Here is a 20,945-nt window from a genome sequence, read left to right on the forward strand (position 1 = left end):
TAATTCCTACCGGATAGTAACCCGGTATTCAGGGTGCTTGTCGATGTACTTCGCCACGAACGGGCACAACGGGGAGATCTTGACATCCCGCGCCATCACGTCGTCCAGCGCGTACTTCGCGAGCTGGGCGCCGAGGCCCTGACCGGCGTACGCCTCGTCGACCTCGGTGTGCACGAGCGCGAGGACGCCGGCGACGTCGCGGTACTCCAGGAAGCCGGCGAGCTTTCCGTCGACGTGGATCTCGTAGCGGCTCTCGGCCTTGTTGTTGGTGACCACGTCAACCATCTTGCCCCGGAAGATGGAAAATGGCCCGCATGGACGTCTACCTCCTGATCCTGGGTGACCACCTGCCCAACCCGTGCACCGGGCAGGAGGTCCCCCAGGCCGACCGGCTACGGGCGATGGTCGAGCAGGCGGTGGTGGCGGAGGAGGCGGGGTTCGCGGGCGTCGCGATCGGCGAGCACCACTTCACCCGCTACATCGTGTCCGCGCCCGAGCTGCTGCTGGCGGCGGTGGCGGCGCGGACGAGCACGCTGCGGCTCTCGACCGGCGTGACGCTGCTGGCCCACCGCGACCCGGTGCTGGTGGCCGAGGCGCTGGCGACGCTGGACGTGCTGTCGGACGGGCGGGCCGAGCTCATCGTGGCGCGCGGGGTCGACCAGCAGACCGACGCGGCGTTCGGCGTGCAGCCGGGTGAGCTGCGGGCGCGGTTCGAGGAGCACCTGCGGTTGCTGCTCAAGCTGCTGGAAGAGCCGTCGGTGAGCTGGGACGGGCGGTTCCGCGGTCAGCTGAGCGACGTGACGACGACGCCGCGGCCGGTGCAGACACCGCGGCCGACGGTGTGGATCGGATCGGGGTCGGCGGTGTCGGCGGACCTGGGCGCCGAGCTGGAGATGCCGCTGATGCTGCCGTCGACGCTGCGGGACCCGTCGATCTACCTCGAGGTGGTCCAGCGGTACCGCGAACGCTTCCCCGCCGGACGCGTGGGCGTGCCGAGTCACGTCTTCGTGGCGCGCGAGGACGCGCGGGAGCGCTGGCGGCCGCATCTCGCCGAGTACGCGAGGTTCGCGGACCCGTGGCGCGGGGACGGCGACATCGACGTCGACTCGATCATGGACGGCGCGGCGGTGTGCGGGACGCCGGACGAGGTGGCGGCACGGCTCAACGCGCTGGCGGAGCACCTGTCGATCGACACGCACCTGGTGATGGTGGACATCGGTGGCATGCCCCACGACTCGGTCGTCGAGACGATCCGGCTGTTCGGCTCCGAAGTGCTTCCGAAACTTGTTTAACGCAAGCGCCGCAACGGCTTAACACTCGCCGAGCAGAATGGACGGCGTGGGCATCACCGTCATCGGCATCACGCATCCTGGGCAGGTCGGGGCGCTCCCCGACGGCACGAACGTGCTGGTGCTGGCCGACGACGGCACGTACGCCGACGAGTTCCTCGACACCGACTTCCGTGCGCACCAGCTCGTGGTGCGCGCTCACGGGCGCGGGTCGGCGTTCTTCGGGGTGGCGGACAAGGCCCGTGAGTTGGGAGCGGATCGGATCCTCTTCGGTGGCACGTACGACACCGCCGCCTCTCTCGCCACCGGAGAGGACCCCGTGCTCGTCCTCGGCGTGCGACCGCCGGGCGGCCCGATCGCGTTCAACGCGGCGTTCGGCGAGTGGCTGGCCCACTGGCCGAGGCCCGCGAGCGCCTATCGCGGCGACGTGGACCACTGGCTGGCCGAGAACGCGCTGCGCGAAGGCCTCCGCGTGGAATTGGTTTCATGGCTGATGGAACCGACCGTCCCCATGCGACGGAAGTTGACGGCGTAGTCCTCCGAAGGCTGAAGACACTGCCGCGCCAGTGAAATATCGTCTCCTCCTGCGACCATCCGCGCACGCGGTGCAGCTGAGAGAACTCTCAGCACGGCGACTCGGGGCGGGGGCACCGGGGTTAATCTCAGGGTCGATCTCAGTGGAAGACCTGACCCTTCGGTGTGCCCGTGTCGCCGAAGATGGTGCGCACGAAGCCCAAGGAGGGGACTGAGAAGTGAGCGCGTCCGATGGAGTCGCGGCCAGAGCCGTCGACGTTTGGAAGTCCTACGGGTCCGGCGACGCTGCCGTGACCGCGCTCGCGGGGGTGAGCGTCGACCTGGAGAAGTCCAGGTTCACCGCGATCATGGGCCCGTCGGGGTCGGGCAAGTCGACCCTGATGCACTGCCTGGCGGGGCTCGACGACGTCACCAGCGGCGAGGTGTGGGTCGGTGACACGTTGGTCACCGGGTTGAAGGACCGCGGGCTCACGGAGCTGCGCCGGGACAAGGTCGGCTTCATCTTCCAGCAGTTCAACCTGCTGCCGACGCTGACCGCCGAGGAGAACATCACGCTGCCGCTCGCGATCGGCGGCAAGAAGGTCGACAAGGCCTGGTTCGACGTCGTGGTCGACACGGTGGGTCTGAGGGACAGGCTGACCCACCGGCCGACGCAGCTGTCGGGCGGCCAGCAGCAGCGCGTCGCCTGTGCACGCGCCCTGGTGTCGCGCCCTGACGTCGTGTTCGCCGACGAGCCGACCGGAAACCTGGACTCGCAGTCCGGTGCCGAGGTGCTCGGGTTCCTGCAGCGGTCCGCCCGCGAGTTCGGGCAGACGATCGTGATGGTCACGCACGACCCGAACGCCGCCTCGTACGCCGACCGCGTCATCTTCCTCAAGGACGGCCACATCGTCCGCGAGCTGCTGTCGCCGTCGGCCGAGGAGGTCCTCGACACGATGAAGCACCTCGACTCAGTTGTCGCGGTGCCGCATGTTTAAAGCGACTCTCAAGAGCCTGCTCTCGCGCAAGCTCCGGCTGGTGCTGTCCGCGCTCGCGGTGGTGCTGGGCGTGATGTTCGTGTCCGGTTCGTTCGTGCTGACCGACACGCTGCAGCGGTCGTTCACCGACCTGTTCTCGTCGGCCTTCGCCAATGTGGACGTTTCGGTGACGCCGAAGGCGGAGAAGGGCAAACAGCCCGAACCGCTGACGCCGCAGGCGATCACGGACGTGAAGTCGGTGGCGGGCGTGGCGTCGGCCGTCGGTGACGTGCAGGGGTCCGCGCGGCCGATCGGCAAGAACGGCAAGGTCATCACCACGTCGGGCTCGCCGCGGTTCGGTTTCAACTGGACGGGCACCGGCCAGGAGAAGATCCGCGACGGCAAGGCGCCCGCCGCCGAGAACGAGGTCGCCGTCGGCGGGTACCTCGCGTCGACCGGTGGTTTCAAGGTGGGCGACGACATCGCGTTGCTGACGCTGGAGCCCAAGAAGACCTTCAAGATCACCGGTGTCTACGAGTACGCGGGCGGCCGCGACTCGCTGGGCGGCGAGCTGTCGGTGGCGTTCACCGAGCCCGTGGCGCAACAGTTGTTGCTGGGCAAGAAGGACGTGTTCTCCGGCATCACCGTCACGGCGGCCCAGGGCACCACGGACGAGGCGCTGCGCGACGCCGTCGCGGCGAAGCTGGGCTCCGGCTACGACGTCAAGACCGGTGCGGTGCTGGCGAAGGAGCAGGCCGATCAGATCAACGAGGGCCTGAAGTTCTTCAACTACGTGCTGCTCGGCTTCGCCGGCATCGCGTTGTTCGTCGGCATCTTCATCATCCTCAACACCTTCTCCATCATCGTCGCCCAGCGCACCAGGGAACTGGCGCTGCTGCGGTCGATGGGCGCCTCACGCGGGCAGGTCATCGGGTCCGTGGTGCTGGAGGCGCTGGTGATCGGCCTGATCGCGTCGATCGTCGGCCTCGGGGCGGGCATCGGCATCGGCGCGCTGCTGGCGAAGATCTTCAGCTCGGTGGGCGGTACCGACCTGCAGCTCGCGGGCATCGGCGTGCCGATGTCGGCGGTCATCTCGTCGTTCGCGGTGGGCATGATCGTCACCGTGGTCGCGGCCGTCATGCCGGCGCTGCGGGCGTCGCGGATCGCGCCGGTCGCGGCGATGCGCGAGGCGGCCACGCCGGACCGTCCGCTCACGAAGATCACGATCACCGGTGCCCTGGTGGCGGCCGCGGGCGGCACGTCGCTGGCGTTCGGCTTCAACCAGGCCTCACTGCCGTTGATCTTCGGCGGCATCCTGGTGGCGTTCGTCGGTGTCGCGCTGCTGACGCCGATCCTGTCCAAGCCGATGGTGTCGCTGATCGGCCGCCTGCTGTCCTGGTCGATGCCGGGCCTGCTGGGCCGCCGCAACTCCGCGCGCAACCCGCGCCGCACCGCGATCACCGCGGCCGCGCTGATGGTCGGCATCTCGCTGATCACCGGCGTGAGCGTGGTGCTGACGTCGGCGACCAAGTCGATCGAGAAGCTGGCATCCGGTCAGCTGCAGACCGACCTGATCGTCTCCGGCGAGGGCCAGATGGAGGGCGAGGCCGCGACGTTCAAGCGGGAGGTCCTGACGAAGATCGAGAAGACCGACGGCGTCAAGTCGGCGGTCGGCTGGTCGCAGGACGGCGTGCTCGAGGGCGAGAACCAGCTCTTCGCCGTCGGCGTCACGGACATGCCCGCGCTGGCGACGATGTTCGGTTTGAAGCCGAAGTCCGGCACCATCGCGCCGCTGAAGGACGACCAGTTCGCGCTGCCGGAGGAGATGGCGGCCGAGAAGGGCTGGTCGGTGGGCAGCAAGGTCACGCTGCAACTGGCCAAGGGCGAGCCGAAGACCTACTCGGTCGGCTTCATCTGGGCGAAGTCGCAGGTGCTGCAGGGCGCGCTGGTGATGCCGGAGTCGGCGAGCAAGGACTTCCGGTCCGACCAGATCGCCCAGGCGTTCGTGCAGGTCGCGCCGGGCGTGTCGGCGGCAGACGTGCAGAAGCGCGTCGAACCGCTGTTCGCGGACAACCCGGAGATCACCGTCCAGGACCGCAGCGCGTTCGTGAAGCAGACGACCTCGCAGTTCGACACGGTCCTGCTGATGATCCAGATCCTGCTGGCGCTGGCGATCCTGATCGCCGTCCTCGGCGTCATCAACACCCTGGCGCTGTCGGTGATCGAGCGGACCCGTGAACTGGGACTGCTGCGGGCCATCGGCATGCGGCGGGCGCAGGTGATGCGGATGATCACCGTCGAGTCGGTGGTGATCTCGGTGTTCGGCGCGGTGCTCGGCCTCGCGGTCGGTCTCGCGCTGGGAATCGCGACCGTGCAGGCGTTGAAGGACCAGGGCATCTCCGAGATCGGACTGCCGTGGATGACCATGGTCCAGTACCTGGTGGTGGCGGCGTTCGTCGGCGTGATCGCGGCGATCCTGCCCGCGATCAGGGCCGCCAGGCTGAACGTGCTGGACGCGATCGCCTACGAGTGAGTGGAAGAGGAGGGTGCTGTGCCAGGCCGTCGCGCTTCTGGCACAGCACCCTTCTTTCACGCGTGCGGGCAGGTGTCCCGGTAGGCGCTGATGAGCGTGTTCGGCGCCGGGGGCGGGCACAGGAACTGGTCGTAGCGCACGTCGTCGTCCACGAAGCGCTTGAGCCACGACAGCGTGTACTTGCGCACCGTCACGTTGTCGCTGCGCGGTGCCGAGTGGTCGCCGCCGCGCAGTTCGAGGAACGCTTTGTCCGGCGCGGCCGTGATCGAGTTGTAGAACGGCGTGGAGTGCTGCGAGTTGGGCGCGGTGGGGTCGTTCTGGCCGCCGAGCACCAGCGTCGGCACCTGGACCGTCGACCAGCTCTTGGTGGTGTGCCAGCCGGCCATCGGGATCGAGGCCTGCAGGGCGGGACGGGTCGCGGAGGCGCGCAGCGCTCCCCCGCCGCCCATGGAGTGGCCCATCACGGCGAGGCGCGAGGCGTCGACGCGGGGGTTGGTGCGGACCACGTAGTCGAGCGCCGCGAGCAGCTGACGGCCGCGGCTGTCCGGGTCGTCGAAGCCGGACAGGGTGTTGATGGTGATCACCACGAACCCGTAGGACGCCAGTCGCGGCCCGAAGTGCGCGACCGAGGACTGGGTGGCGGTGAAGCCGGGTGAGACGGCGACCGCGCCGAACGTGAGATCGCTGGTCGGTGTGTAGACGGTGCCGCCGCCGAAGTTCGACTGGCGGGCGACGGCCGCGGACGTCACGGCGAACGTGCCCCGGGAGGCCTCGACCGATGCGGCCGTGGGTGCGGGGCCGCGTTCGTAGGGGTTGGCCGCCGCGGTGGCGACGGCGGGGGCGGTGGCTGGGATGAGCGCCAGGACCAGCGCCGCAAGCATGGTTTTGATGCGCACGACGAAGACACCTCGAATGGTTGCAGGGGAACCAAAAACGACGGCGAGCCACACGCTACCGCCCAGTAGCCTCGCTGGGATTCGGCCACATGGATGGTTACGGGGACGTTTCGACGCTGTTCGACAGAATGTTTCCCAGCGTCGGCTCGTCACCCACCGCAGCGGACCGGGACGTTGTCGTCCTGTCCGGTCACCGCAGCGGCGGTATGCGGCGATTCGGACGGCCCACGAAGGTGATCTCGTGCCCACCCGGAGACAGTTCCTCGTTCTGAGCTCCACAGCAGCACTCACCGGTCTGCTGTCCGAGACTCCCGCGTCCGCTGCCGACACCGCGCAGCCGTACGCGTCCTACTGGCACCCGGCGACGATCCTCGACTGGGATCCGTCGACCGACCGGGACGCGAAGTACAACCGCAGCACGGTGCCGCTCGCGAGACGGGTCGTGCCGGCCGGACCGGCCAACGCGCACGCCCGCCCGAACGAGGCCCGCGTGCAGGCGCTGGTGGCCTACGCGCCGACGAGCGGCAACCCGGCGCAGGGCTCGCTCGACATGAACTACTACGCCACGAACTACTGGCAGTACATCGACGAACTGGTGTTCTGGGGCGGTTCGGCGTCCGAGGGCCTGATCCTCGCGCCGAACCCGACCGTCACCGACGCCGCGCACCGCAACGGCGTGCGCGTGATCGGCAACGTGTTCCTCCCGCCGACGGCGTACGGCGGCCAGATCCAGTGGGTCCGCGACTTCGTCCGGCGCGAGGGCGACAGGTTCCCCGTGGCGGACAAGATGGTCCAGGTCGCACGCCATCACGGCTTCGACGGCTGGTTCCTCAACCAGGAGACCGCCGGCGGCAACACCCAGCTCGCGAACGACATGCGCGACTTCATCGTCTACATGAAGAGGTCCGGGCTGCGGGTCATCTGGTACGACGCGATGACCGACAGCGGCAGCGTCAGCTGGCAGAACGCCCTGACCGCGCGCAACCGGGTGTTCTTCGAGCAGTCCGACGAGATGTTCATGAACTTCTGGTGGAGCGCGCAGGGACTCGCGAGCTCCGCCGCGCTCGCCCGGCAGATGGGCCGCAGCCCGTACGACCTGGCGGCCGGCGTGGACGTCGAGGCCAGTGGCTACAACACCGGCGTCGGCTGGGCCTCCGTCTTCCCCGAGGGCAAGCCGCACGTGACGTCACTCGGCTTCTACCGTCCGGAGTGGACGTTCAAGTCGGCCACGGGTCCCGCCGACTTCTACGCCCGGGACAACAGGTTCTGGGTCGGCCCGAACGGTGACCCGTCGAACACCACGACGACGGCGAGCTGGAAGGGCGTCGCCCACTACGTCACCGAGCTGACCCCGATCACGACGCTCCCGTTCGTCACGAACTTCAACACCGGTCACGGCAGGAAGTTCGCCGTCGACGGCACCGTCCGGTCGACCCAGGCCTGGAACAACCTGTCGCTGCAGGACGTCCTGCCGACCTGGCGGTGGAGTGTCACGGGCACCGGTGCGAAGGTCACCCCGTCGCTCGACTGGGACGACCCGTACGACGGCGGCACCGCGCTGAAGATCACCGGCACACCGCAGTCCGCCAACGACGTCCGGCTGTTCGCGACGTCGCTGAAGCTGACCGGCGCCAGCCAGTTCGAGATCGTGCACCGCACCGGCACCGGCCCGTCGCGCCTGCAGGCGGTCCTGCGGTTCGGCACGACAGAACGCGTCCTGGACCTCGGCGGCGTCAGCGGGGCGTGGCGGCGCAGCGTGTTCCCGCTGGGAGAGCACGCTGGCGCGACGCTCACGGAGATCTCCCTGCGGGTCCTGCCGGGAGCCGCGATCACCGCTCTGATCGGCCGGATCGGCGTCACGAACCCGGTCATGACTCCCCCGGCGGCGCCGTCCGGCGTCCGGGTCGAGCAGGTGAGCCGCACCGGCGCCACCACGGCGTCGGCACGGCTCACCTGGACGCGCTCACCCGGCACGATCCGGCAGTACCGGGTCTACAAGCAGACCGGTTCCGAGCGGATCTTCCTCGGCGGCACGGCGAACGACGCGTACTTCGTGCCGGCGATCCCGCTGAACAACGGCGAGACCGCGCAGATCGAGGTCGAGGCGGTCAGCGAGGCGTTCGACGTCTCGCCGCCCGCGAAGATCTCCATCACTGGTACACCCTGACGTAGTCGAGCACCATGTCCTGCGGCAGCTGCGTCCCGGCCCCCGGCGGGCCGGGCCAGTCGCCGCCGACGGCGTTGTTGATGATCAGGAAGAACGGGTGGTCGTAGACCCACGGCCCGCGGGTGGTCTCCAGCTGTTCCCGGTCGACGGTGAAGAACCTGGTGCCGTCCACGCTGAACGTCATGTGGCTGGAGTCCCACTCGACCGCGAACGTCCGGAACGCGCTGGACGCGGGCTGGCCGAGGTCGAGCGGTGAGCCGAACCCGCCCGCGCCGAAGTACTGGGGCGCGTGCAGCGTCGAGTACACCCGGTTCGGTTCCTTGCCGACGTGCTCCATGATGTCGATCTCGCCGCACGCGGGCCACGGCCTGCGCTGGTCGAAGAAGTCCGCGCCCAGCATCCAGAACGCGGGCCACAACCCCTGAGTCGACGACACCTTGATGCGCGCCTCGACGCGGCCGTAGGTGAAGGTGAACTTGCCGTACGTGTTGAGCCGCGCCGACGTGTACTGGCAGGTCGTGCTGCCGCTGACCGGGTCCACCGGGCACGCGCTGCCGGGCGTGACCTCACGCCGGGCCTGCAGCACCAGGTTGCCGTTGCCGTCGTGCCGGGCGTTGTTGTTGTTCGTGTAGTACTGCAGCTCGTTGTTCACGCCGGGACCGATCTCCGGCTGCCACTTCGAGGCGTCCGGCCCGGTGCCCGCGGGCGCGTTGAACTCGTCACCCCACACCAGCCGGCCGGGGAACGACGGGTTCGGTGGCAGTGGCGGCGGCGTGATGGGAGCGCCGCCCGTGCCGTACACCTGGAACTCCCACAGCGAGTAGCCGTAGCCGTTCGACCTGGCCGTGCCGTACATGCGCACGTAACGGCCGGTGCCGCTGACCGTCAGCGTCTCCTTGAACCCGCGGCCGGTCGTGGTCGAGTAGATCTCGCGCCAGTTGGAGTTGTTGTCGGAGACCTCGATCCGGTACGCCGTGGCGAACGCGGGATCCCACTGCAGCACGACCTTCGAGATCGTGGCGGTGGCGCCGAGGTCGACGGAGATCCAGCCGGGGTCGACCCAGCCGTTCGTCGCGCTGGTCGCCCACCGGGTGGCCGGGTCGCGGTCGAACGCCTTGGCCGGGGTGCACTGGCCGCAGTTCGCGTCGTCCTGGAACGTCGACGCGGCACCGGTCCTGCCGTACGAGAGCAGGGTTTCCGCGGTCCCGGTGCCCGGCGTGCCGAACACCTGGAACTCCCAGAGCGAGTAGCCCCACTGGGTGGCCCGCTGGGTGAGGTCGAGACGCACGTACCTGCCGGTGCCGGTGACGGGAAGCGTCTCGGTGCCACCGGGTCCCGTCGTCGTTCGACGAAGTTCCTGCCAGGTGGTGCCGTCGGCGGAGATGCTGAGCGTGTAGGCCCGCGCGCTCGCGGTCTCCCAGGCCAGCACCACCTGGTCGACCCGCGCGGACGAGCCGAGGTCGATCTGGATCCACTGCGGGTCGCCGAACGAGCTGGACCAGCGCGTGCCGAGGTCGCCGTCCACCGCCGCGGCGGCGCCGAACGCGGCGTTCTCGCTGCTGGAGGCGGTGACCGGGCGGTTCTGCGAGATCAGCGGACCGGCGGCGGACGCCTGCACCGGAACGATCAGAGCGGCCGCGACCACGGCCGCGGCGAACAGGGGGAGTCTTCCGCGTTGAAGCCTTCCTGACATGGGTGCTCCTGAGGCCGGAGAACGGGCGAGGACGGCGAGAGAGCGCTCTCTGCGACAGGAGTTCAGAGCCGAGAGTCAGGGCACCGGGCACGGCCTGTCAAGAAAACCGGGACTTCTGAACGTTTCTTGCGGATTGACGGCCGATTACGGGCTGCGCCATGCTCGAAGAGCGTGAGAGCGCTCTCCCAATCCTGCTGCGGAGAGGAAAGCTTCAATGAGGAAGCCCTTGTTCCACATCGCCGCCGTCATCGGGCTGATAGCCACCGCACTCAGCATTCCCGTTGCGGCACAAGGAGAACCAGTCCGCGTCGCCGAGTTCCTCGCGGAGTGCCCGATCAGCCACCGGCTGGCGGACGACCCGATCGTCCTGCCGAACCTGGCCGGTGCCTCGCACTTCCACGACTTCTTCGGCAACCACTCGACGAACGCCCGTTCCACCCTGCAGTCGATGGAGGGCCAGACGGGCAACTGCAACCCGGCCTCGGACATCTCGTCGTACTGGGTGCCGACGCTGTACCGGAACAACACCGCGATCGCCCCCACCGGCGTCACCTTCTACTACCTCGGTGAGGGCGTGAACAACCCGGCGGCGATCCAGCCCACGCCGTACGGGCTGAAGATCGTGGCGGGCAACGCGAAGGCCACCGGTGATGCCGACAGCATCGCGCGCTGGTCCTGCCTGCACGCCGGGCACGTCAACCCGTCCAAGAACTTCGTGACCTGCCCGGCGGGCACGATGCTCGAGACCTACCTGGACTTCCCGCAGTGCTGGGACGGCCGCAACCTCGACTCGGCCGACCACAAGTCCCACATGTCGTACCCGGTCGCCGGCGGCTGCCCGTCGAGCCACCCCGTCTCGGTGCCGAAGCTGCGCATGGTGCTGCGGTATCCGGTCAACGGCAGCACGGCCGGGCTGCGTCTCGCCTCCGGCACCGGGCAGACGATGCACGGCGACTTCTTCAACGTGTGGCCGCGCGCTGAAATGGAGCGCCGCGTCCGCAACTGCCTCAACGTGGTGATCAAGTGCGACCACAACGGCAACCACGGATGACAACGCTCCTGCTGGCAGGCCTTCTCGCGGCCTGCCAGCAGGCTCCACCCCCGCCCTCCTCTCCCCCACCGGCTCCGCAGAACGGTTACGGCGCAACGGAACGGGCGTTCGTCGAGCTCGCCATCGCGACCGACGAGCAGGCGCTCAAGCTGCTCGAGCTCACGGACTCCGCCCAGCTCAGGGGGAACCGGAACATCGAGCTCGCCGAACTGCGGAAGCTGCTCGACGCCCCGTACGTGAACCACCACGCCGGGCACGACATGCCGGGCATGCCGACGGACGCCGAGATCCAGCTCGCGTCCACGGACCCGGAGGCGCTGAAGCAGTTCGTGCGCGCGCACCTCACCGAGTCGCTGGAGGTGCTGAAGTCGGCGGGCCCGGCCATCACCCACCCGCCGACCGCCGAGGTGGTCAGGCTGATGGAACGTCACCGCACGGCGGAACTGGCGGCCGGGTGAAGCGCGTGACCCTGGAGGAGGTGGCTCGCGTGGCCGGAGTCTCGCGCGCGACCGCGTCGAGAGTGGTGAACGGCGCGTCCAGCGTCGACGAGTCGCTCCGGCACGCGGTCCAGAGGGCCATCTCCAGCACCGGCTACCTGCCGAACATCGCCGCGCGTTCGCTCGTCACGCGCCGGGCCGACGCGATCGGGTTGCTGCTGCCCGACGAACGCCGCATGGACGGCGACCCGCACCTCGCGAGCGTCGTCAGCGGCGTGACCCGCGTCGTCCGGCCACTGGGCGTCCACCTGGTGCTGATGATGACCGGGCCAGGCACGCGCGAGCGTGCGTTGAGCGACCTGCGGTGCGGCCGGCTCGACGGCGTGATCCTCGTGCACACCGACCCGGCGGATCCGGTGCCGGGTCAGCTGATCGCGGCCGGGCTCCCCGTCGTGCTCGCCGGCCGGCCGCTCGAACCGATGCCGATCACCTACGTGGACGTGGACCAGACGGCCGGTGCCGCCCTGGCCGCACGCCGCCTGAAGTCGTCGCGGTGCACCAGGATCGCGACGATCACCGGCCCGCAGGACACCCCGGCGGGCCAGGACCGGCTCGCCGGGTTCCTCGCCGAGGTGCCCGACGCCGTGGTGGTGCACGGGGACTTCACCCGGCAGTCCGGCGTGGCCGCGATGGAGGAGCTGCTGCGCTGCTGCCCGGACGTCGACGGCGTCTTCATCGCCTCGGACCTGATGGCGAACGGCGCGATCCCCGTGCTGCACCGCAGCGGTCGCAAGGTTCCCGATGACGTGGCGGTGGTCGGGTTCGACGACAGCAGTGCCGCGCTGACGTCCGAACCCGAGCTCACGACCGTCCGCCAGCCGATCACCGACATGGCCGCGGAGATGGCGCGGCAGCTGCTGCGCCAGATCACCGAACCGCGTTCCCCCACCATGTCGGTGATCTTCGAACCCTCACTCGTGGTGCGTGACAGCGGTTGATCACATGGTGCGCAGCCGCACCGGCATGTCCCGGGCGATCGCCCACGTGCCGGCCAGCGCGGCCACGAACGCCACCACCGACACCAGGTGCCAGCTCGAACCGAACAGCGCCGGGATGTCGCGGATGAAGGGCAGGGTGCCCGATCCGGGGATCGCCACGGTCGTCGTGACCACCAGCACCAGGCCGATCGGCACCGAGAAGACGCCAACCGCGCCGAACCTGTCGAACGCCGCCGCGCAGAACATGCCGACCGCGCACCACGCCAGGAACATCAGGAAGTACGCGACCGGCGAGCCGTGCGCATCGACGTTCCAGTCCATCAGCGAGTAGATCCCGCCTTCCACCAGGAACCCGAGCCAGCCGAGCAGCGCCATCCCGAGCGCGAGCACCACGGTGAACCCGGACGCCGCCAAGAGGAACTCGCGACGGGTGCGGCCGTGCGCGACGGCGATCGGCAGCAGGTTGTGGATCACGTAGACACCGATCGCGAACAGGAACCAGCGCGCGATCTGCGACGTCACGACGTTCCACGCGCTGATCTCGACGCTGCGGAAGGCCGAGACCACGAAGGTGACCACGAGGGCGAACGCGAAGGCGCCCGCGGCGACCATCGCGCAGAAGAGGAGCAGCGAGGTGGTCAGGTGGCGGAAGATCTTCACCGCTTCCCCCCGACCGGGTCGGTGAGGTGGACGAACAGGTCCTGCAACGCGGTCGGGCCGAGCTCCAGCCCCAGCTGACGGGCCCGCACCAGCTGCTCGTCGTCGAGCGCGCCGTAGACCATGGCGGCCTTGGTGCGGCCCAGCGACTTCTCACCCAGGACGGTCAGCCCGGCGGTGAACTCGTCGACGTCGGCGGCGTTGCCGGTGACCTCGGTGCCGCGTGAGCGCAGCACGTCGGCCTCCTCCTGGAGCACCAGCCGGCCGCTGTCGATGATCAGCACCTCCTCCAGCAGCGAGGCCAGCTCCTCGATCAGGTGCGTGGAGATGATGATCGTGCGCGGGTGCTCCATGAAGTCGTGGAGCAGCGCGTCGTAGAACGCGTACCGGGTCGGCGTGTCCATGCCGAGGTGCGCCTCGTCGAGCATCGTCAGCGGCGACCGGCTGGCGAGCCCGATCACGACACCGAGCGCCGAGCGCTGTCCCAGCGACAGTTCGCCGGCCTTGGTCCCCATCCCGATCCCGAACAGGTCGATGAGCTCCAGCGCGTAGTCGTTGTCCCAGGTGTCGCGCCACGCTGCGCCGTACTCCAGCACGTGCGAGACCTTGTCGCCCTTGTCCGCGGCATCCGCGGTGTGGCGCACCAGGCACACCTGGCGCATCGCGGCCGCGTTCTCGAAGACGGGAAGGCCGTCGAGCTGAACGGACCCTGAAGGCTTGCGGTAACCCGCCAGCGCCGACATCAGACTGGTCTTGCCGGAGCCGTTGCGGCCGAGCAGTCCGTAGATCTTGTTGCCGGACAAGGAGAAGCTCATGTCGTCGATGGCCGTCACGTCGCCGTAGCGCACCGTTAAGCCCTGCACGTCGATCCGCATCACACGCCCCCGTTGTTCTCGTGCTGCTCGATCCGGCGGATGACGTCGGCGAGCGGAATGCCGATGGCCAGCGCCTCCGCCACCATCGGGTCCACGACCTCGCCGAAGAAGGTCTCCCGTCCCTGTGCCCGCAGCATGTCGCGAGCCTGAGCGCTCACGAACATCCCGATCCCCCTCTTCTTGTAGAGCACCTGTTCTTCCACGAGCTGCTGAAAGGCCTTCGCCGCCGTGGCCGGGTTGATCCGGTAGTACGAGGCGTACTGGTTGGTCGACATGACCTGCTCGTCCGCCTTCAACGCCCCGCTGAGCACGTCCGCCTTGATCCGGTCGGCGATCTGCCGGTAGATCGGGCTCCGGTCGTCGAACATCGCTAGTTCCTTGGTTCGTTACTCATGTAATGAACCATAGCAGTGGCGGCGTAGCATGGGCCAGGTGGTCGGGGTCGCGATTCTGTGCGCGGTGCTCGCGGCCGGGTGCAGCGCACTCGGCGCGATGTGGCAGCACGCCGGTGTCCGCGAGACGGGCGAGCTGAAGCTGACCTCCGCGCTCCAGCTCGTGCGTTCCCGCCGCTGGGTCCACGGATTCCTGGTGCTGTTCGCGTGCGCGGTTCTGCAGGTCGTGGCGCTGTCGCTGGCCCCGGTCTCGGTGGTCGCGCCGTTGAACGCGCTGGCCATCCCGATCATCGCGGTGTGCCGCGCGCGACGGTTGTCCGGCCTGCTCGCCGTCGCCGTGCTCGTCGCGACGGCGGGCATCGTCGTGTTCGTGTCCATCACCGCGGGCGAGGCGGTGCCGACCCAGGTGTCGCCGAAGGTCGCGCTCCAGGCCGGGCAACTCGTCGTCGCCGGCGTGCTGGTGTGCGTCGTGGCCGCCACCTTCACGCTGGGCGCCGTGCGGGCACTGGCGCTCTCCGTGGGCGCCGGGATCGCCTACGGGCTGGTCGCCGTGCTGGTCAGGGACGTCACGACCGGGCTTCCCGTGATCGAGTGGATCTCACTCGGCGGTCTGGTCGTCGCCTTCCTGACCGGGGCGTGGTTCATCCAGCTCGGGTACGCCGCCGGACCACCGGATCTGGTCGTGGCCGGGCAGACAGTCGTGAACCCGATCGTCGCGGCGTGGATAGGCATCAAGCTGCTCGGCGAGGGCACCGGCATGAGCGGGCTGTCGCAGGCGGGTCTCGTGATCAGCGCGGTAGCCGCGGTGTCGGGCACCGTCGTGCTGGCCTACTACCACCGTGTCAGAGTGACGGCATGAGTTTCGTCGTCACGGGTGGCAGCGGCTCGCTGGGCAGGCACGTCGTCGCCGCGCTGCCGGGCGCGCGGCCGGTCTCGCGTTCGACCGGCACGGATCTGTTGCGCGGCACCGGCTTGGGCGCTCTCCGGGCGGACGTGGTCGTGCACTGCGCGACGTCGTTCCGGCACGAGACGCGGATGGTCCGGGCCGTGCTGGCGTCGAAGCCCTCGCACCTGGTGTACATCTCGATCGTCGGCTGCCACGAGGTGCCGCTCCCCTACTACCGGCAGAAGCTCGCGGCCGAGCGGCTGATCATCGATTCCGGTGTGCCGCACACGATCCTGCGAGCCACGCAGTTCCACTCGTTGCTGCGCGGGATGTTCGACAGCGCGTCGAAGCTGCCGCTGATGCCCGTGCCGGGGTTCCGGTTCCAGCCGGTCGACGAGGCCGAGGTGGGCCTGGAGCTGGCGTCGCTGGCGCAGGCGCCGCCCGCGGGCAAGGCACCCGAGATGGGCGGGCCGGAGATCCGCGAGGCCGCCGACTTCGCCCGGACGTACCTGGCCGCGACGGGGAAGAAGCGCAGGCTCGTCCCGGTGAAGGTGCCGGGGGCGACCTACCGCGCCTACCGCGCGGGCGGGAACCTGACTCCCGGCCGCGCGGTGGGCGTGCGCACGTTCGAGGACTACCTGAGCGACCAGCTCTCGTGAGTTCGCGTCGGTCGTCCGGTCACCCGCTCATGCCGAAAGCGGCGAAGCCCATTTGGGCAGGAGCGCGTCGGCCGGCCGACCGACTTCCCGGCGAACTCACCGCCGTCTGCGGAGCAGCGGCAATCAAACACGGATAGAAAGAGGGCGGAGGTCCGTCCAGTTCTCCTCGACGTAGGCCAGGCAGGCCTCGCGGCTCTCCTCGCCGTAGACCTTGGTCCACCCGGCGGGCACGTCCGCGAAGGTCGGCCACAGCGAGTGCTGCTGCTCTTCGTTGACCAGCACGAAGAAACGGCCCTGCGGGTCCTCGAACGGGTTGGTCATGACGGGTCCTTCCTGGTGGAGCTGCTCACTTGACTGCCTGGAGCTTCGGTTCGGTGTGGTGCTGCTGCACGCGGCGCAGCACCGAGTCGAGGATCTCGCCGACGCGCACGGCCGTGTTCGACAGCAGCGACGACGTGATGCCGTGCGTGTGTTCGGTGCCGCCCTGCAGGTAGATGCCGCCACGCAGGCCGTCGTCGGTGACGACGCGGTAGTCGCGGGTCACCTTCAGCCGGCCGCGCTCGTCGCATTCGCAGTGGCCGGCGAGGTCGCCGAGCAGCCTGACCGGGTTCGCGGGCCGGTAGCCGGTGGCGTAGACGATCACGTCGGCGTCGATCGGCAGCCGGCTGCCGTCGGCGAGCGACTCGACGGCGCACTTGCCGTCGGCCGTGACGTCGGTGAGCTTGGAGGTGTTGTGCAGCAACAACCTCTGCCTGCCGACGACCTTCTCGCGGTACACCCGCCGGTAGAGCTCCTCGATCAGGTCGCCGTCGACCACGCCGTAGTTCGTGTTGGCGTGGTAGCCCATGAGCCTGCGCTTGACCTCCTCCGGCGCGGCGTAGAAGTCGTCCACGGCGGCGGGGTCGAAGATCCGGTTCGCGAACGAGCTGTCGTCGGCGGGGCTGTAGCCGTAGCGCGCGAAGACGCCGTGCACCTCGGCCTGCGGGAACCGGTCGTGGAAGAAGGCCACGGCCTCGGCGGCGCTCTGCCCGGCGCCGACCACGACGACCTGGCGCGGATCGTCGAGGGTGTCGACGCGCGTCAGCAGGTCCTTGTTGTGCCAGATGCGGTCGCTCGTCTCGATGCCGTCCGGCAGGTTCGCCTCGAGGCCGGTCGCGAGCACCAGGTTGCGCGTCCTGACCTGCTGCCCGCCGACGGTGAACTCGAAGCCGTCGTCGACCGCCCGGACTCCGGAGACCTCCGCGCCGTACGACACGTGGTGCCCAACCCGTTCCGCGGCCCACTCGAAGTAGTCGTGGAACTCCTTGCGCAACGGGAAGAGGTTCTTGTGGTTGACGAAGTCGATCAACCGCCCGCGGTCGCGCAGGTAGCACAGGAAGCTGAAACTGCTGGTGGGGTTGCGCAACGTGACAAGATCCTTGAGGAACGACACCTGCATGGTGGCGTCCTCCAGCAACATCCCCCGGTGCCAGCCGAAGCGGGGCTGCCTCTCGAAGAAACGAGCTCTGACGGGCAGCTCGTGCTCCTCGACGGCGATCGCGAGAGCGAGGTTGGACGGCCCGAAGCCTATTCCGGCCAGGTCTAACACCGGTTCCATCGCGATCCTCTCCTGGCACTCACAGGGCGTAAAGTAACCCTAACTTAACTAAGGTATGCCTTAGCTAGTGCATTCGGGCGTGATCTACGCCGCTGGACCGGGAGAACGGTCGTACGCGAGTGCGGCTCCACCGGGGATCGGGCCGCGGACGTGGAACCGGCCCGGTCGCCGTGGGGGCGCACAGATTCCACGACGACCGGGCCGGAGACTGGGCCGGACCAGCTACTTCGCGCGAGATCGCGTGATCAGGTCGCGGAACCACCGCGCGCTCTGCTTCAGGGTCCGCTCCTGGGTCTCGTAGTCGACGCGGACGATGCCGAAGCGCTTGCCGTAGCCGTAGCCCCACTCGAAGTTGTCCATGAGCGACCACGCCAGGTAGCCGCGCACGTCCGCGCCGGCCCGCACGGCGGCGGCCACGGCCTCGATGTGCGACCGCAGGTACTCGACCCGGTCGGCGTCGGCGACGTGGCCGTCCACGACGTCGAGGTCGTCGAAGGCCGCGCCGTTCTCGGTGATCACCATCGGTACGCCGTAGTCCCGGTGCAGCCGCACCAGCAGCGAGGTGAAGCCCTCCGGCACGATCTCCCAGCCCATCGCCGTGACCGGACGGCCCTGCGGCACGACCTCGGACACGGCCGGGTCGCCGGTCGCCCGGTGGACGTGCGAGGTGTAGTAGTTGACGCCGAAGACGTCCAGCGGCGTCGAGATGATCTCCAGGTCGCCGGGCTGGACCGGGATCGCGGCACCGCGCGCGGCGATGTCGGCCAGCACGTCCTCCGGATAACGCCCGTGCACCAGCGGATCCAGGTAGATCCGGGTGCCCAGGCCGTCGGCGCGACGGGCTGCGTCCACGTCGCGCGGGTCGTCGGACGCCGGGCTGTGGGTGCCCATGTTCAGCGTGATGCCCAGGGACGCCACGCCGCGCGCCCGGAGTTCCCGCGCGGCCAGGCCGTGCGCCAGCAGCAGGTGGTGGGTGGCGCGCACGGCCTCGGCGAAGTCCGTGCGGCCCGGCGCGTGCCGGCCGACGCCGTAGCCGAGCATCGCGGAGCACCAGGGCTCGTTCAGCGTCGTCCACGTCGGCACGCGGTCGCCCAGCGCGTCGTGCACCAGGCCCGCGAACTCGGCGAACCGGTAGGCGGTGTCGCGGTGCGGCCAGCCGCCCGCGTCCTCCAGTTCCTGCGGCAGGTCCCAGTGGTAGAGCGTGAGCCACGGGTCGACGCCCTTGTCCAGCAGCTCGTCGACGAGCCGCGAGTAGAAGTCGACGCCCCGGGGGTTCACCGGGCCGCGGCCGCCGGGCTGGATGCGCGGCCACGACACGGAGAAGCGGTACTTGTCGACGCCGAGGCCCGCGATCATCGCCACGTCGGACGGCATGCGGTGGTAGTGGTCGCAGGCCACGTCGCCGGTCTCACCGTTCTCGACGGCGCCGGGACGGCGGGAGAACGTGTCCCAGATGGACGGTGTTCTGCCGTCCTCGTCGTGCGCGCCCTCGATCTGGTACGCGGAAGTCGCTACGCCCCAGAAGAAGTCCGCCGGCAATCCCGCGGTCACGTCAGACACGCACGTCCTCCAGCCAGCACGCCACGCGGCGGCTCTCCTCGACGGACTCCAGCGACGGCATCCGCTCGCCGCACACGTCCATCGCGGACGGGCACCGCGGGTGGAACGGGCAGCCGGACGGCATCGAGCGCAGGTCCGGCGGTGACCCCGGAATGCCCTTCAGCTCACGGCGCGGCCCGCGCAACGCCGGGAACGAGCCCAGCAGCCCTTGGCTGTACGGGTGCTTGGCGGCGCGGTAGATCTCGCTCGCCGGCGCCTCCTCGACCACGCGCCCGCCGTACATGATCGCGATGCGGTCGGAGAACTCCACCAGCAGCGAGATGTCGTGGGTGATGAAGACGACCGAGAAGCCGAGCGTCTCGCGCAGCCGCATCATCTGGCCGAGGATCTGCCGCTGCACCACCACGTCCAGCGCGGTGGTCGGCTCGTCCATGATGACGATCTCGGGTTCCAGCGCGAGCGCCATCGCGATCATCACCCGCTGCCGCATCCCGCCGGAGAGCTGGTGCGGGTACGACGACAGCCGGTCGGTCGGGATGCCCACCAGCGACAGCAGCTCACGGCCGCGCGCGGTCCGCTGCGGGCGCTTCATCTGCGGCCGGTGCGTGCGCAGCACGTCGTCGATCTGCGTGCCGACCGAGATCACCGGGTTCAGGGCGTTCATCGCGCCCTGGAACACGATCGCGATCTCGTTCCACCGCAGCACCTGCAGCTGCTTGTCGGTCAGCGACAGCAGGTCCTGGCCCTTGAACAGGACCTCGCCGGACGGCACCCTGCCCGGCGCCTGCAGCAGCCGGGTCGCGGCGTAGGCCAGGGTGGACTTGCCGCTGCCGCTCTCCCCCGCCAGGCCGAGCACCTCGCCCGCGTTCAACGTCAGCGAGACGTTGTGCACGGCCCTCAGGTTGCCGTAGTCGACCGAGAGATCGCGGATCTCCAGCACCGGGCTCATGCGCGCACCTTCCGCAGGCGGGGATTCGCGTACTCGTCGATCCCGAAGTTGATCAGAGCCAGGGCCGTGCCGAGCAGGGCGATGCACAGGCCGGCGGGGACGAACCACCACCACGCGCCCAGGCCGAGCGCCTGGTTGCTCTGCGCCCAGAACAGGATCGTGCCCCAGTTCCAGGTCGACAGCGAGATCACGCCGACGAACGACAGGGTGATCTGCAGCATGACCGCGAAGATCACCGTGCCGACGAAGCCGGATCCGATCACCGCCAGCAGGTTCGGCAGCACCTCGAACACGATGATGCGCCAGGTCCGCTCCCCGGAGGCCCGTGCGGCCTCCACGAAGTCCCTGCGCCGCAACGACATAGTCTGCGCACGCAGGATCCGCGCACCCCACGCCCAGGCGGTCAGGCTGATCACCGCGGCGATCAGGACCGTGTCCGCGGACGGCAGCATCGAGGCGACGATGATGATCAGCGGCAGCGCCGGGATCACCAGGAAGATGTTGGACAGCATGGACAACGCCTCGTCGGCCGCGCCGCCGAGGAACCCGGCGGTCACCCCGACCAGGATCGACAGGATGGTCGCGAGCACACCGCACACCAGCCCGACGACCATCACTCCCCTGGTGCCCACGAGCACCTGGGAGAAGATGTCCTGCCCGGTCATGGTCGTGCCGAACCAGTGCGCACCCGAGGGCGGCGACAGCGCGTCGTCGCTCATCGCGGACGGGTCGTACGGCGCGATCCACTCGCCGACCACCGCGATCAGCGCGAAGAACGCCAGGATGCCCAGGCCCAGTTTCGTCTTGAAGTTCATC

The 20,945-nt window shown here is 69.2% G+C and carries 21 protein-coding genes; 10 read left to right on the forward strand and 11 right to left on the reverse strand.

Translation table 11 applies throughout. From position 1 onward, the window contains the following. Positions 1–6: 6 nt before the first annotated feature. The gene (locus ORI60_RS37310) at positions 7–276 is read right to left on the reverse strand and encodes a GNAT family N-acetyltransferase (RefSeq protein ID WP_266042732.1); all 270 of its coding nucleotides are present in this window, start codon (positions 274–276) and stop codon (positions 7–9) included. Between the two features lie 38 nt (positions 277–314). Here ORI60_RS37310 and ORI60_RS37315 point away from each other — a divergent pair, with 38 nt between their 5' ends. From ORI60_RS37315 to ORI60_RS37330, 4 genes are all read left to right on the forward strand, one after another. After that, a complete protein-coding gene (locus tag ORI60_RS37315; protein ID WP_266042733.1) occupies positions 315–1,292 on the forward strand; it encodes an LLM class flavin-dependent oxidoreductase in 978 nt (325 codons plus the stop codon). Between the two features lie 46 nt (positions 1,293–1,338). Beyond that, positions 1,339–1,824 carry a hypothetical protein gene (locus ORI60_RS37320; RefSeq protein WP_266042734.1) on the forward strand — a complete coding sequence of 162 codons (486 nt, stop codon included), beginning with the start codon at positions 1,339–1,341 and terminating at the stop codon, positions 1,822–1,824. A gap of 217 nt (positions 1,825–2,041) precedes the next feature. Beyond that, positions 2,042–2,800: an ABC transporter ATP-binding protein gene (locus ORI60_RS37325; RefSeq protein WP_266042735.1), complete on the forward strand. Its 759-nt coding sequence runs from the start codon at positions 2,042–2,044 to the stop codon at positions 2,798–2,800. After that, a complete protein-coding gene (locus ORI60_RS37330; RefSeq protein WP_266042736.1) occupies positions 2,793–5,312 on the forward strand; it encodes an ABC transporter permease in 2,520 nt (839 codons plus the stop codon). The genes ORI60_RS37325 and ORI60_RS37330 overlap by 8 nt, the downstream gene beginning before the upstream one ends. A gap of 56 nt (positions 5,313–5,368) precedes the next feature. On the opposite strand, the gene ORI60_RS37335 is transcribed toward ORI60_RS37330, so the two are convergent. Beyond that, on the reverse strand, positions 5,369–6,208 hold the full coding sequence (locus ORI60_RS37335) for a dienelactone hydrolase family protein (RefSeq protein ID WP_416234555.1): 840 nt from the start codon (positions 6,206–6,208) through the stop codon (positions 5,369–5,371). A gap of 241 nt (positions 6,209–6,449) precedes the next feature. On the opposite strand from ORI60_RS37335, the gene ORI60_RS37340 reads away from it, so the two are divergent. Beyond that, entirely contained in the window at positions 6,450–8,375 is a 1,926-nt protein-coding gene (locus tag ORI60_RS37340; protein ID WP_266042737.1) for an endo-beta-N-acetylglucosaminidase, read from the forward strand. Here the strand turns inward: ORI60_RS37340 and ORI60_RS37345 are convergent. Next, positions 8,359–10,068: a discoidin domain-containing protein gene (locus ORI60_RS37345; protein WP_266042738.1), complete on the reverse strand. Its 1,710-nt coding sequence runs from the start codon at positions 10,066–10,068 to the stop codon at positions 8,359–8,361. The two genes, ORI60_RS37340 and ORI60_RS37345, sit on opposite strands and share 17 nt — an antisense overlap. 214 nt (positions 10,069–10,282) lie before the next feature. Here ORI60_RS37345 and ORI60_RS37350 point away from each other — a divergent pair, with 214 nt between their 5' ends. From ORI60_RS37350 to ORI60_RS37360, 3 genes are read left to right on the forward strand one after another with little or no spacing between them, the layout of a single operon-like run. Continuing rightward, positions 10,283–11,119, forward strand: a complete 837-nt coding sequence (locus ORI60_RS37350; RefSeq protein ID WP_266042739.1) for a DUF1996 domain-containing protein — start codon at positions 10,283–10,285, stop codon at positions 11,117–11,119. Next, the gene (locus ORI60_RS37355; RefSeq protein WP_266042740.1) at positions 11,116–11,577 is read left to right on the forward strand and encodes a hypothetical protein; all 462 of its coding nucleotides are present in this window, start codon (positions 11,116–11,118) and stop codon (positions 11,575–11,577) included. Before ORI60_RS37350 ends, ORI60_RS37355 begins: the two co-directional genes overlap by 4 nt. A 5-nt stretch (positions 11,578–11,582) precedes the next feature. Then, positions 11,583–12,554: a LacI family DNA-binding transcriptional regulator gene (locus ORI60_RS37360; protein WP_266042741.1), complete on the forward strand. Its 972-nt coding sequence runs from the start codon at positions 11,583–11,585 to the stop codon at positions 12,552–12,554. Here ORI60_RS37360 and ORI60_RS37365 read toward each other — a convergent pair whose 3' ends face one another. The 3 genes from ORI60_RS37365 to ORI60_RS37375 are packed head-to-tail and all read right to left on the reverse strand — an operon-like array spanning position 12,555 to position 14,454. After that, positions 12,555–13,214 carry a hypothetical protein gene (locus tag ORI60_RS37365; RefSeq protein ID WP_266042742.1) on the reverse strand — a complete coding sequence of 220 codons (660 nt, stop codon included), beginning with the start codon at positions 13,212–13,214 and terminating at the stop codon, positions 12,555–12,557. Further along, positions 13,211–14,086, reverse strand: coding sequence for an ABC transporter ATP-binding protein (locus ORI60_RS37370; protein ID WP_266042743.1), 876 nt, complete (start codon positions 14,084–14,086; stop codon positions 13,211–13,213). The genes ORI60_RS37365 and ORI60_RS37370 overlap by 4 nt, the downstream gene beginning before the upstream one ends. After that, positions 14,086–14,454 carry a GntR family transcriptional regulator gene (locus tag ORI60_RS37375; RefSeq protein WP_266042744.1) on the reverse strand — a complete coding sequence of 123 codons (369 nt, stop codon included), beginning with the start codon at positions 14,452–14,454 and terminating at the stop codon, positions 14,086–14,088. The genes ORI60_RS37370 and ORI60_RS37375 overlap by 1 nt, the downstream gene beginning before the upstream one ends. A 64-nt stretch (positions 14,455–14,518) precedes the next feature. Here ORI60_RS37375 and ORI60_RS37380 point away from each other — a divergent pair, with 64 nt between their 5' ends. Together ORI60_RS37380 and ORI60_RS37385 are read left to right on the forward strand one after the other, a co-directional pair. Then, positions 14,519–15,337 (forward strand): hypothetical protein, encoded by an 819-nt coding sequence (locus tag ORI60_RS37380; RefSeq protein WP_266042745.1) that lies wholly within the window; start codon positions 14,519–14,521, stop codon positions 15,335–15,337. Further along, on the forward strand, positions 15,334–16,023 hold the full coding sequence (locus tag ORI60_RS37385; RefSeq protein WP_266042746.1) for an SDR family oxidoreductase: 690 nt from the start codon (positions 15,334–15,336) through the stop codon (positions 16,021–16,023). The genes ORI60_RS37380 and ORI60_RS37385 overlap by 4 nt, the downstream gene beginning before the upstream one ends. A gap of 123 nt (positions 16,024–16,146) precedes the next feature. Here the strand turns inward: ORI60_RS37385 and ORI60_RS37390 are convergent, their stop codons facing one another. From ORI60_RS37390 to ORI60_RS37410, 5 genes are all read right to left on the reverse strand, one after another. After that, positions 16,147–16,344, reverse strand: a complete 198-nt coding sequence (locus ORI60_RS37390; protein ID WP_266042747.1) for an MbtH family protein — start codon at positions 16,342–16,344, stop codon at positions 16,147–16,149. A gap of 25 nt (positions 16,345–16,369) precedes the next feature. Further along, positions 16,370–17,620 (reverse strand): lysine N(6)-hydroxylase/L-ornithine N(5)-oxygenase family protein, encoded by a 1,251-nt coding sequence (locus tag ORI60_RS37395; protein WP_266042748.1) that lies wholly within the window; start codon positions 17,618–17,620, stop codon positions 16,370–16,372. Between the two features lie 222 nt (positions 17,621–17,842). Next, positions 17,843–19,180 carry a GH1 family beta-glucosidase gene (locus ORI60_RS37400; protein ID WP_266042749.1) on the reverse strand — a complete coding sequence of 446 codons (1,338 nt, stop codon included), beginning with the start codon at positions 19,178–19,180 and terminating at the stop codon, positions 17,843–17,845. Further along, positions 19,173–20,129: an ABC transporter ATP-binding protein gene (locus ORI60_RS37405; RefSeq protein WP_266042750.1), complete on the reverse strand. Its 957-nt coding sequence runs from the start codon at positions 20,127–20,129 to the stop codon at positions 19,173–19,175. Before ORI60_RS37405 ends, ORI60_RS37400 begins: the two co-directional genes overlap by 8 nt. Beyond that, positions 20,126–20,944 carry an ABC transporter permease gene (locus ORI60_RS37410; protein ID WP_266042751.1) on the reverse strand — a complete coding sequence of 273 codons (819 nt, stop codon included), beginning with the start codon at positions 20,942–20,944 and terminating at the stop codon, positions 20,126–20,128. The genes ORI60_RS37405 and ORI60_RS37410 overlap by 4 nt, the downstream gene beginning before the upstream one ends. Between the last annotated feature and the right edge of the window lies 1 nt (position 20,945).

It is taken from the genome of Lentzea sp. NEAU-D7, assembly GCF_026242055.1.
GTDB lineage: Bacteria > Actinomycetota > Actinomycetes > Mycobacteriales > Pseudonocardiaceae > Lentzea.